Source organism: Mesorhizobium sp. B2-3-2 (assembly GCF_006442295.1).
GTDB lineage: Bacteria > Pseudomonadota > Alphaproteobacteria > Rhizobiales > Rhizobiaceae > Mesorhizobium.
Genome location: NZ_VFWA01000003.1, coordinates 373,671 through 385,582, shown reverse-complemented (window position 1 = coordinate 385,582; position 11,912 = coordinate 373,671). Strand labels below are relative to the sequence as shown.

The window sequence follows — 11,912 nt, the reverse complement described above, 5'->3', positions numbered from 1 at the left end:
TGCCTGAAAGATGTCTTCGAAGGGGTATTCCTATGGCTGAGCACACGCCGACCGGTCCTGTCGAACTGGGCGCGAAGATGGACTATGCCGAGCACGACCGCACCTATGCGGGCTTCCTCATGCTGGCCAAATACGGATCGCTCTTCTGCGGCGCCATACTTCTGGCGATGGCTTTCGGTTTCTTCGCGGGCGGCTTCTTCTCGGCGACTGTCCTGTTCGTCCTGATCATGGCCCTCGGCGCCTTCATTCTGCGATAGTCTTTCCAAAACCCCATTGCCTTTGACGTCGCCGGACGCCCCGGCCGACATTTTGCGCAAACAGGTTCCAGCCGAAAGGATCATGCGGTGGGACAGACGGTTTTCATCCCTCGTGAGCTCGATGCGAACGAGCCGCGTGTCGCGGCCTCGCCCGATACGGTGAAACGGCTGGCCGGCCTGGGTCTTGAGGTGGTTGTGGAGGCCGGTGCCGGCACGCGGTCGCGCATTCCCGATGAGGAGTTCGCCAAGGCGGGCGCTTCGATCGGCAAGGCCGGCGATGTGGCCAGGGCCGACGTGGTGCTGAAGGTGCGCCGGCCGACGGATGCGGAGCTGAAGAGCTACAAGCGCGGCGCGGCGGTCATCGCCATCATGGATCCCTACGGCAATGATGCCGCCGTCGCGGCGCTGGCCAAGGCCGGGGTGACGGCGTTCTCGATGGAATTCATGCCGCGCATCACGCGGGCTCAGTCGATGGACGTCTTGTCCTCGCAGGCCAACCTTGCCGGCTATCAGGCGGTGATCGACGCGGCGGCCGAATACGATCGCGCGCTGCCAATGATGATGACGGCTGCGGGCACGGTGCCGGCGGCGAAAGTGTTCATCATGGGCGTCGGCGTTGCCGGCCTGCAGGCGATCGCCACCGCGCGCCGCCTCGGCGCCGTGGTCACCGCGACCGACGTTCGCCCCGCCGCCAAGGAACAGGTCGCCTCGCTGGGCGCAAAGTTCCTCGCCGTCGAGGACGAAGAGTTCAAGGCGGCCGAGACATCAGGCGGCTACGCCAAGGAAATGTCGAAGGAGTACCAGGCCAAGCAGGCAGCACTGACCGCCGAGCACATCGCCAAGCAGGACATCGTCATCACCACGGCGCTGATCCCCGGCCGTCCGGCGCCGAGGCTGGTCTCGGCTGACATGGTCGCCTCGATGAAGCCCGGTTCGGTGATCGTCGATCTTGCGGTGGAGCGCGGCGGCAATGTCGAGGGCGCCGAGGCGGGCAAGATCGTGACGACGGCCAACGGCGTCAAGATCGTCGGCCATCTCAACGTGCCGGGCCGCGTCGCGGCCTCCGCTTCGCTGCTCTACGCCAGAAACCTTTTTGCTTTCCTCGAGACGCTGGTCGACAAGGCGACGAAGACGCTTGCCATCAAGCGCGACGACGAACTGGTCAAGGCGACCATGCTGACCGACGGCGGCAAGATCGTCCATCCGGCCTTCGCCAAGGCCGACCAGCAGCCGCCAAAGGGCCAATATATCGAACCGCCCGCGATCCCGGCCAGCACAATGGTCGCCGATGCTTCGCCCGCGCCCAAAAAGCCCAGGAAGACCGCCGCATCCAAATCCTCGCCCAAGTCGAAAGGCACAGCGTGATGGATCAGACCTTGCAGAAAGCCCTCGACCAGCTCGACCAGGCAAGCGCTGCCGTCCGGCTTGCGGTGCAGAACCTGGCGAATGCTCCCGGCGGCGCCGAGGCGGCCGGTGACGCCGCGCACGCGCTGTCGGGCGGCGCCATCGACCCCTTCGTCTTCCGCCTGGCCATCTTCGTGCTGGCGATCTTCGTCGGCTATTACGTCGTCTGGTCGGTGACCCCTGCGTTGCACACGCCGCTGATGGCCGTCACCAACGCCATCTCCTCGGTCATCGTCGTCGGCGCGCTGCTTGCCGTCGGCATTGCCGCCTCGGGCGTCGCCGCCGGCTTCGGCTTCGTCGCGCTGATGCTGGTGTCGGTCAACATCTTCGGCGGCTTCCTCGTCACCCAGCGCATGCTGGCCATGTACAAGAAGAAGGACAAGTGACGTGACCGTCAATCTGGCATCCTTCCTCTACCTGGTTTCCGGCATTCTCTTCATCCTGGCGTTGCGCGGCCTGTCGCATCCGACAACCAGCCGGCAGGGCAATCTCTACGGCATGATCGGCATGGCCATCGCCATCGCCACCACGCTGGCGCTGGCAACCCCGTCGGCCGGACGCTTCGGCCTGATCGTGCTCGGCCTTGCCATTGGCGGCGGCGTCGGCGCCGTCACGGCCAGGCGCATCGCCATGACCTCGATGCCGCAACTGGTCGCCGCCTTCCACTCGCTGGTCGGCCTTGCCGCCGTCATGGTGGCGGCCGCCGCCATCTATGCGCCGGAAAGCTTCGGCATCGGCACGGCGGGCGACATCCATGCCCAGGCGCTGGTCGAAATGAGCCTCGGCGTTGCCATCGGCGCCATCACCTTCACCGGCTCGGTCATCGCCTTCCTGAAGCTTGACGGGCGCATGTCCGGCAAGCCGATCATGATCGGCGGCCGCCATGTCATCAACATCGCGCTTGGCATCGCCTTGGTGGTGCTGATCGTGCTCCTGGTCTCCACCGAATCCAAGCTCGTCTTCTGGCTGATCGTTGCCGCATCGCTGGTGCTGGGCGTGCTGCTCATCATTCCCATCGGCGGCGCCGACATGCCGGTCGTGGTGTCGATGCTGAATTCCTATTCCGGCTGGGCGGCGGCCGCGCTCGGCTTCACGCTCGGCAATCTGGCGCTGATCATCACCGGCGCGCTGGTCGGCTCGTCGGGCGCCATCCTGTCCTACATCATGTGCAAGGGCATGAACCGCTCCTTCATCTCCGTCATCCTCGGCGGCTTCGGTGGTGAGACGGCGGCTCAAGCCGATGATGGCATCGAGCGCACGGTCAAGCAGGGCTCGGCCGACGATGCCGCCTATCTGATGATGAACGCGCAGAAGGTCATCATCGTGCCGGGCTACGGCATGGCCGTCGCGCAGGCGCAGCATGCGCTGCGCGAGATGGCCGACAAGCTGAAGGCCAACGGCGTCGACGTCAAATACGCCATCCACCCCGTGGCCGGCCGCATGCCGGGCCATATGAACGTGCTCTTGGCCGAAGCCAACGTGCCCTACGACGAAGTGTTCGAGCTCGAGGACATCAATTCCGAATTCGCGCAGGCCGACGTCGCCTATGTCATCGGCGCCAACGACGTCACCAACCCGTCCGCGCGCGACGACAAGAGCTCACCGATCTACGGTATGCCGATCCTCGACGTCGACAAGGCGCGCACCTGCCTGTTCGTCAAGCGCTCGCTCGGCTCCGGCTATGCCGGCATCGACAACACGCTGTTCTACAAGGACGGCACCATGATGCTGCTCGGCGACGCCAAGAAGATGACCGAGGAAATCGTCAAGGCCATGGATCACTGACCCGACGGTGTTGATCACAACGAACGGAAAGGAGCCCGGTTCGATGCCGGGCTCTTTGGTTTCCTGGTGTCACGTCCGCATTCAACGGCCGGTCAGGAACACCTCCTCCTCGTCGTCGCGCTGCCTGCCGCCAAGGGCGGCGGCTGCACTGGCGATGAAGGCGCCGATGACAAGCGACAGGGCGCCGAGAAGCGCAAAGGTGGCGCTTGCCTTCCTCGCCGCGTCGGCTGCCTGCTGCGCCTTGACTTTCGCGTCTTGCGCTTTCGCAAGCAGCGTGTCGACCCGCGTCTTGGCGTCTGCCTCGGAGAGGCCGGTGCGCGCGGCGACCAATTGTGCAAGGTAGGTCTTGTCTTCAGCCGACACCTCGCCTGCGGCGGCACCGGCGATCAGGATGCGAGAGGCCTGCCCGGCCGCGGCGGCTTCGTCGCCTGGATTGGCAGCCGCGAGCTTCGTTGGATCAGCCGGCCGGAACAGCGAATCAACCAGATAGGAGGTCGCATTGTCGACCGAGGCGTTGCCGGCATTGGCGGAGGCGCCGGCTGACGCTCCCATTGCAGCGCCGGCAGCCACATTGGACGCGGCCTGTACGCCCGAACCAATCGCGGCGGAAAGCGCCGAGCCGAGCACGCCGACGACCAGCAATGTGGCGAGTGCCCAGGCGAGGAAGCCGTGCGCGGTATCACGGAAATAGACCTCGTCGGTGTGAATGCCGACCCATTTGGTGCGCAGTCGGCCCGCCAGGTACCCGCCGACGCCCGACGACAGCCATTGCACGACAATGAGCCAGATGGCAGTCGATACCGCGAAAGTGGTGGCCGAGGCACCGGAACCCGACCACGGCGAAATCATGCTCAGTCCAAGGCCCGAGCCGAGCAGCATGAGGATGAAGGTCAGCGTCGAAGCCGCGAAGGCGCCGGCGATGATGGGGCCCCAACTGACGGCCGTGGCCGACGATTCCGTTGAAGTTGACGCGCCGACAGCCGTTAGGGTGGAGGACTGCATGGCGGCCCCCTATCGCATGAAAAGCATGAGGAGAATGATGATCGGAATCGGAACTCCTAGCAACCAGAGTAAGATGCCGCGTCCCATGAAAGCCTCCTGCAAGAGATTGTGATCGACATCGTCACAATGTCTTGGAAGGCCTTCTGTTCCGGCGCGGCTTCATTATTGGCGCTCGTGGAGCACGCAAGGATTCAAAAAGCTGGTTGGAGGCTGAGACCTCAAATGTCCAGGTTGGCCGATTGCGGTTTCATCGGCACCAAATCCCGCAAAGCGGAGAAACTATGCCGATTGACCGGGGCTCCCTTCCCTGAAACGATAGTTACGCCGGGGGAAAGCAAATGAATCTCAAGCGGATTTGGCTATTCGCGATCGTTCTACTGCTGGGCGCACGATCGAGAGCAGCAACTGGTGGAAAGGGTTCAACGTGATCGGCTTGGACGGAGTCTCCGCCAACGCGTTATCCGACACCATCGGCACGATCTATGACTGCGCGCTCGATCCGCACCAGTGGCCCGACACTTGCCGAAAGATTGCCGCACTGTGCGAAAGCACGGGGGGCGGAATATGCGTTCATGATATGCGGCAGGTGCAAAATGACCAGTTGTTTGTCTTCGGATACCAACCAGAATTCCTTGATAGGCTGGGGAGCCACTATGCAGAAAGTCCGATGGCGGCAGCGGATATCGTCGCCGAAATCGGCCACGTCAGCGCCCTCTCCATGGAAGAGCTCGAATTGGCCGAAAGCCGGTTCCATAGAGAAGTGCTGAAGCCGTTCGGACTACTGGATATAATCTGGTTTCCGGCGTTGAGGACTGGGGGGCGGATGGCCTCGATGCACGCCTCCAGGAGCGACGCGGCTCCGCAGTACCAACAGCGCGAAATCAGCCTGTTCAAACTTCTTTCACCACATGTCTGCCGCGCGCTCGCGATCTCAGATGCACTCGACATTAGAGCGCTGAGGTCGGAAATGCTGGAAAAGACGCTTGATGTCCTTGTCGCGGGTGTTTTCCTTACCGCACGGGATGGCCGCGTGGTCTATATGAACGCCGCTGCCGAGCGCCAAGTCAGAACCGGCAATTCCATCCGCATCGTGAACAACCGAATTTTTCCCGCCGATCCCGCGGCGCGCGCGGCGCTGTCGAAATCCATTGACGAGGCGTCGCGAGATGACATCGACAAGGACATGAGCGAACATTCCGTGGCGATCCCCGGTGTGGACGGCGCCGGCTATGTCGCAACCCTTCTTCCGGTCGATCGCGGCGAGCGACGCGGCATTGTCGCGCCGTTTGCGGCATCGGTCGCACTGTTCATGCAGGATCCCGTTCAGTCACCACTCATGCCGGGCGAGGCCTTTGCCAGACTCTATAAGCTGACCGGCGGCGAGCTCCGTGTGCTTCTGGCGCTTGCCCAAGGGCTGAGCGGCAAAGAAGCGGCTGACATGCTCGGCATCAGCGAGCCGACCGTGCGCACCCACTTGCAGCACATCTTCTCCAAGACCGACACGCCCCGGCAGTCGGACCTCCTGCGCCTGTTGCAGAACTCGACGCCGGCGATCCGGGGCCCACAGCGACCGGCATTGGTTCCTGGCCGGTCCTGACGCGGCCTGGCTCTCGATCGTGACCTAGGCGGCCGGACCGGCGAAACCGCGATCAACTGCGTTTTTGAGCGCGGCGAACTATTTTCCGTCATCCACAATGTCGGCGGCATGGCGATCTGGCCGGTGAAAATGGCAGGTACGCTGCCATGGCCGACGAGCCGAGCTGCAAGGCCCGAAGGCGGCACGGCAAAATACCAATAACAGTCTCATTGGTTCCGATGATGCGGCGGCTGCGGTCGATTGCATAACATCTCGCATCGCCAATCTTGGACGGTCGCCATGCTTGCTCCTGCCGAACCGCTGGCTTCACTTTGGACGACACCGTCGGAGAGCCCTTTGATCTCATGTTTCTCGAGCATCGGCCGGCATGCAGAAGGATAGGCAACGGATGGAACCGCAAACGACTTCCCTCGCATTAGCGAAAGAGAGAACGCTCCAGGAGACAGAGCATAAATTCGCGATGCGGCTTGCACGGATGTTCAAACGTGCGAAGAAAGCTCCCATCGAGAGCTATCCGATCACCTCCGCGGAGAAAGCTTTGATTGCCAACCTCATGGCGATGCGTTGATAGCGCAAACTTGCCGCCAGCATGTCAGGTGCTTCCAGCCACCAACAAGGATATCGGCCGCCAGCCGCGGCTCATGGCGGGACTTGTCGGAGCCAACTCTATGGCTCGCGGACGATACTGAAATACCGATCGCATCGAGCGCGATTAAAACAAGCCCTTCGGGGAATGTCTGGCGCAGGCTGCCTCTGGGCGCACGCGAACGAAGTCGCAGAGGTTTATGGCCCGCGTCCAGCGCTCAAATGTCCAGGTTGGCCACTGAAAGCGCGTTGTCCTGGATGAACTCGCGCCTCGGCTCGACCTCGTCGCCCATCAGCCGCGAGAACAGCGAATCGGCATCGGTGGCGTCGTTCACCTTGACCTGCAGCAGCGAACGCACGTTCGGATCGAGCGTGGTTTCCCAAAGCTGCTCGGCGTTCATCTCGCCCAGGCCCTTGTAGCGCTGCATGGTCAGGCCCTTGCGGCCGGTCGCAAACACCGCGTTGAGCAGTGCCAACGGTCCCGATATGGGTTCCGAGACATCCTTGCGGCGCAGCACGGGCGGCGCCCCATAGACCTCGCTGAGCCGCTGCGCGTAGCGGTCGAGCTGTCGCGCATCGGCTGAATTGATCAGCGCCATGTCGAGATGGGCGTATTCCTTGACGCTGCGCACCGTGCGTTCGAAGACATAGCCGCCGATACCCTCATTCGAAGTCGACATCCGGCCGGTCCAGCCGCGCTCGGTGTCCTCGGCAATGATGTCGAGACGTTGCGCGATCCGCTCCGCCATTGCATTGGCGCGGCCAAGATCGGCGACGATGTCGGCGTTCAGCCCGCCGGCGATCGCCGCCTGTTCCACGACGCCCCTGTTGTAGCGCGTGTGCAGGCCGTTGATGAGTTGGCGCACGGCAAGCGCATCGTCGATTGCCGCCCGCAGGTCCTGCCCGGCGCGAACCTCGCCGGAGCCGAGCGTGAGCGAGGCTTCTTCCAGCCCCGAGCCGATCAGGAATTCCTCGAACGCGCTTTCGTTCTTGATGTATTGCGAGCTCTTGCCGCGCGTCACCTTGTAAAGCGGCGGCTGGGCGATATAGAGATGGCCGCGTTCGATCAATTCCGGCATCTGCCGGAAGAAGAAGGTGAGCAGCAACGTCCTGATATGCGCGCCGTCGACATCGGCGTCGGTCATCAGGATGATCTTGTGATAGCGCAGCTTGTCGGCGTTGAACTCGTCCTTGCCGATCGACGTGCCGAGCGCGGTGATCAGCGTACCGATCATGTCGGAACTGAGCATGCGGTCGAAGCGGGCGCGCTCGACATTGAGGATCTTGCCGCGCAGCGGCAGGATGGCCTGGTTCTGGCGCGAGCGGCCGCCCTTGGCGGAGCCGCCGGCCGAGTCGCCCTCGACGATGAAGATCTCGGACTTCGCCGGATCGCGTTCCTGGCAGTCGGCAAGCTTGCCGGGCAGCGAGGTGACGCCCAGCGAGGTCTTGCGGGTGATGTCGCGCGCCTTGCGCGCGGCCTCGCGCGCCGCAGCGGCCTGGATCACCTTCTCGACCACGACCTTGCCTTCGCTCGGATGCTCTTCGAGCCAGGTGCCGAGCGCCTCGTTGACCAGCCCTTCGACCACGGGCCGGACTTCAGAGGAGACCAGCTTGTCCTTGGTCTGTGAGGAGAATTTCGGGTCGGGAACCTTGACCGACAGCACTGCCGTCAGTCCCTCGCGGCAATCGTCGCCGATCAGCGAGACCTTTTCCTTCTTGGTCAGGCCAGAGGAATCGCCATAGCCGGTGATCTGACGCGTCAGGGCGCCGCGAAAGCCGGCGAGATGCGTGCCGCCGTCGCGCTGCGGGATGTTGTTGGTGAAGGCCAGCACATTCTCGTGGTAGCTGTCATTCCACCACATCGCCACTTCAACGGTGATGCCGTCGCGCTCGGCGCGGATGGCGATCGGCTTCTCGATCAGCGGCTTCTTCACCCGGTCGAGATATTTGACGAACTCTTCGAGGCCTCCGTCATAGTGCAGTTCATGCTTCACAATGTCGGCATGACGGGCGTCGGTCAGCACGATGCGCACGCCGGAGTTCAGGAAGGCAAGCTCGCGCAGCCGGTGCTCCAGCGTGCCGTAGTCGAACTCGACCATCGTGAAGGTCTCGGACGACGGAAAGAAGGTGATTTCGCTGCCGCTGCGGCCTTCATAGGTGCCGGGCTGCTTGTTCTGCTCGTAGGTGCCGGTGACGCTCAGCGGCGCGTCGGCATTGCCGTGCGTGAAGCTCATCTCGAAGATCTGGCCATTGCGGCGAATCTTGAGCTTCAGCCAGGCCGACAGGGCGTTGACCACCGACACGCCGACGCCGTGCAGGCCGCCCGACACTTTGTAGGAGTTCTGGTCGAACTTGCCGCCGGCATGCAGCTGCGTCATGATCACTTCGGCCGCCGAAATGCCTTCGCTGGGATGGATATCGGTGGGAATGCCGCGCCCATTGTCGATGACGGTGACCGAGCCGTCGGGATTGAGCGTCACCGTGACGAGGTCGGCATGGCCGGCCAGCGCCTCGTCGATGGCGTTGTCGACGACCTCATAGACCATGTGATGCAGGCCCGAACCGTCATCGGTGTCGCCGATATACATGCCGGGCCGTTTGCGGACGGCATCCAAGCCCTTCAAAACCTTGATGGAATCTGCGCCGTATTCGGCTTCGGCGCCGTTGGCGTTCTCAGTCTGGTCGCTCATGAAAACCTGTTGTCTAGAGGCGGCTTGTGGAGCGCGAAAAATCGCCCCCGAATCGCGCTTTCAATATGGCCTAGATATAGGCCTTAAAGGTGGTTTTTCCAAGGTTTGCAGGCATTTCCGGGCGCAAAAGCGCACTGTCGGCGAGCGATTGGCGAGAGCCGTTGACCCTGGCCAGCCGGGCGCGCAGGAATTTAGATCGTGAACGTGTATCTTGACGCCGGCTGTCCCTTGCGGTCGAGCTCCAACCTCCCGTCCAACGCCTTCGAAGCGCGGCCGAAATTCCTGGCGACTTGCGCGTAATCGACATAGGCAACCCCCAGATTGCGCTGCCACCCGGTATAGGCAGGGTCGCCGTCCGCGAGCGCCCGGGCTTGCGCAAGTCTTTCCGCCGCCGCGGTGGCGGAGGTCAAAAAAGCATCAGCCGGCGCGCATCGGCTTCAGCGCCTCGCTCCAGCGCAGCAGCTCCTCCAGCATGGTTCTTGCCCCGCCCTGCACCTGCTCGCTGGCTTCGAAGGAGCCGTCGGTTCCCAGCAGCTTCTGGTACAGCGGCAGCGAGACGCCTTCCGGAACCGGCATGACGCAGACGGAGGTCAGAAGCGGCTTGAGCGCCTGTGCCGCGCGCAGGCCGCCGGAAACGCCGCCATAGCTGAAGATGGCGGCGGGCTTGTATTTCCATTCGCGCGAGAGATAGTCGATCGCATTCACGATGGCCGGTGCAACGAAGTAATTATATTCCGGTGCCACGAAGACGAAGGCGTCGGCGGCATCGACGGCCTTCGACCAGGCCTTGGTATGATCGTTCTGGTAGTTGCCGAGCCTGGGATGGTGCGGCTCGTCCAGTACCGGCAGATCGAAGGCGGCGATGTCGGTCAGCACCGGTTCGAACTTGCCGTGCTCGCGCGCGAACCGCTCCAGCCAGTGCGCGAAAACCGGTCCGGCGCGGCCCGGCCGGGTGCTGCCGATGATGATGTTCAACTGGTGCTTCAAGGCGGGCTCCTTCGATTGACGGTATCCGTTGGTGACCGTGACCTACGGCAGAGCGCCATCATGGACAAGACCGCGCCGTTTGGCGGGCGGTCACAATCAGATGATGGGAGCGCATCGCTCCGTCCCTTCGAGGTAACGGCTTTTACCGTCCGTCGCATGGACGCGCCGTGCGTCAGTCACTACATTTGGACAGAGGCAAGGACTAGCGCGACGCGCTTGCCAGCGGAGCAGCCATGGACACCCAGCCCGCCCCCTTCGTTCCGCCGGCGCCGAGGCCGCGCACATCGCCGCCCTCGACGCTGGAGATGATGCGCATCGTCTATCGCAACCCGCTCGAACTGTGGGGCGAGCCGACCTACAACGAGCCCTGGATATCGGTGAACGGCGTCGGCGGACCGCTGGTCATCGCCAACGACCCCGGCCTCATTCGCCATGTCCTGGTCGACAATGCCAGGAACTACAAGATGGCGACGGTACGCCAGTTGATCCTGCGGCCGATCCTGCGCGACGGTTTGCTGACGGCCGAAGGCGAGGTCTGGAAGCGTTCGCGCAAGGCGATGGCGCCGGTGTTCACGCCGCGTCACATCTTTGGTTTCGCCGGGCCGATGCTCAAGCGCACGCTCGAATTCGCCTCTCGCTACGAGGATGGCGGCACTTCCGACATCGCCCATGACATGACGATGCTGACCTACGACATCCTGGCCGAGACGCTGTTCTCCGGGGAGATCGCGGGGGAACCGGGCAGTTTCGCCAAGGAGATCGACCGGCTGTTCGAGACCATGGGCCGCGTCGATCCGCTAGACCTGCTGCGCGCGCCGGAATGGCTGCCGCGGCTTACCCGCATCCGCGGCCGCAAGACCATGGCCTATTTCCGCAAGATCGTCAGCGATACGGTCAAGATACGCGAACAAAAATTCAGGCGCGATGCCGACGCCGTGCCGCAGGATTTCCTGACCCTCCTGCTCAAGGCCGAGGGGCCGGACGGGCTGGAACGCCCGGAAGTCGAGGACAATATCATCACCTTCATCGGCGCCGGCCATGAGACCACGGCGCGAGCCTTGGGCTGGACCCTCTATTGCCTGGCCGAGGCGCCATGGGAGCGGGAAAAGATCGAGCGCGAGATCGATGCCGTGCTGGCGCGCGAGCCCGATCCGACGAAATGGCTGGACGCCATGCCGCTCACCCGCGCCGCCTTCGACGAGGCGCTCAGGCTCTATCCGCCGGCGCCGTCTATCAACCGCGAGCCGATCGAGCCGGAAAACTGGAAGGATCTCCACATCCCGAGGCGCGCCGCCGTGCTGGTCATGCCTTGGGTCGTCCATCGTCACAGGAAGCTGTGGGACAGGCCGGATGCGTTCCTGCCGGAGCGGTTTCATCCGGGAAACCGCGAAAAGATCGACCGTTTTCAGTATCTGCCGTTCGGCGCCGGGCCGCGCGTCTGCATCGGCGCCAGCTTCGCCATGCAGGAAGCGATCATCGCGCTCGCCGTCCTGCTGTCGCGTTTCCGCTTCGATTCCATCGCGCAAACCAGGCCATGGCCGGTCCAGAAGCTGACCACCCAGCCGCAAGGCGGGCTGCCCATGCGGATCACCTCGCGCCTGTAGT

General features: G+C 63.4%; 11 protein-coding genes. 7 read left to right on the top strand and 4 right to left on the bottom strand.

All coding sequences use genetic code 11. From position 1 onward, the window contains the following. Positions 1–32 precede the first annotated feature (32 nt). The 4 genes from FJ964_RS10520 to FJ964_RS10505 all read left to right on the top strand — a co-directional run bounded on the left by FJ964_RS10520 (position 33) and on the right by FJ964_RS10505 (position 3,446). Positions 33–257, top strand: coding sequence for an aa3-type cytochrome c oxidase subunit IV (locus FJ964_RS10520; protein WP_140550322.1), 225 nt, complete (start codon positions 33–35; stop codon positions 255–257). An 87-nt stretch (positions 258–344) separates the two neighbouring features. After that, a complete protein-coding gene (locus FJ964_RS10515) occupies positions 345–1,622 on the top strand; it encodes a Re/Si-specific NAD(P)(+) transhydrogenase subunit alpha (protein ID WP_140550321.1) in 1,278 nt (425 codons plus the stop codon). Then, on the top strand, positions 1,622–2,047 hold the full coding sequence (locus tag FJ964_RS10510; RefSeq protein ID WP_140512858.1) for an NAD(P) transhydrogenase subunit alpha: 426 nt from the start codon (positions 1,622–1,624) through the stop codon (positions 2,045–2,047). The genes FJ964_RS10515 and FJ964_RS10510 overlap by 1 nt, the downstream gene beginning before the upstream one ends. 1 nt (position 2,048) lies before the next feature. Continuing rightward, positions 2,049–3,446, top strand: coding sequence for an NAD(P)(+) transhydrogenase (Re/Si-specific) subunit beta (locus FJ964_RS10505; protein ID WP_140550320.1), 1,398 nt, complete (start codon positions 2,049–2,051; stop codon positions 3,444–3,446). Between the two features lie 81 nt (positions 3,447–3,527). On the opposite strand, the gene FJ964_RS10500 is transcribed toward FJ964_RS10505, so the two are convergent. After that, complete coding sequence (locus tag FJ964_RS10500) at positions 3,528–4,448, bottom strand: hypothetical protein (protein WP_140550319.1); 921 nt, start codon at positions 4,446–4,448, stop codon at positions 3,528–3,530. Between the two features lie 355 nt (positions 4,449–4,803). On the opposite strand from FJ964_RS10500, the gene FJ964_RS10495 reads away from it, so the two are divergent. Both FJ964_RS10495 and FJ964_RS10490 read left to right on the top strand, forming a co-directional pair. Continuing rightward, positions 4,804–6,045 (top strand): helix-turn-helix transcriptional regulator, encoded by a 1,242-nt coding sequence (locus FJ964_RS10495; protein ID WP_210243366.1) that lies wholly within the window; start codon positions 4,804–4,806, stop codon positions 6,043–6,045. A gap of 388 nt (positions 6,046–6,433) precedes the next feature. Further along, positions 6,434–6,613, top strand: coding sequence for a hypothetical protein (locus tag FJ964_RS10490; RefSeq protein ID WP_140550318.1), 180 nt, complete (start codon positions 6,434–6,436; stop codon positions 6,611–6,613). A gap of 235 nt (positions 6,614–6,848) precedes the next feature. Here FJ964_RS10490 and gyrB read toward each other — a convergent pair whose 3' ends face one another. The 3 genes from gyrB to FJ964_RS10475 form a co-directional block, all read right to left on the bottom strand. Further along, a complete protein-coding gene (gyrB, locus tag FJ964_RS10485) occupies positions 6,849–9,320 on the bottom strand; it encodes a DNA topoisomerase (ATP-hydrolyzing) subunit B (protein ID WP_140550317.1) in 2,472 nt (823 codons plus the stop codon). Positions 9,321–9,511: 191 nt separating this feature from the next. Further along, positions 9,512–9,730 carry a hypothetical protein gene (locus FJ964_RS10480; protein WP_140550316.1) on the bottom strand — a complete coding sequence of 73 codons (219 nt, stop codon included), beginning with the start codon at positions 9,728–9,730 and terminating at the stop codon, positions 9,512–9,514. Positions 9,731–9,737: 7 nt separating this feature from the next. Beyond that, the gene (locus FJ964_RS10475) at positions 9,738–10,307 is read right to left on the bottom strand and encodes an NADPH-dependent FMN reductase (protein WP_140550315.1); all 570 of its coding nucleotides are present in this window, start codon (positions 10,305–10,307) and stop codon (positions 9,738–9,740) included. A 233-nt stretch (positions 10,308–10,540) separates the two neighbouring features. Here FJ964_RS10475 and FJ964_RS10470 point away from each other — a divergent pair, with 233 nt between their 5' ends. Next, positions 10,541–11,911: a cytochrome P450 gene (locus FJ964_RS10470; RefSeq protein WP_140550314.1), complete on the top strand. Its 1,371-nt coding sequence runs from the start codon at positions 10,541–10,543 to the stop codon at positions 11,909–11,911. Position 11,912 lies beyond the last annotated feature (1 nt).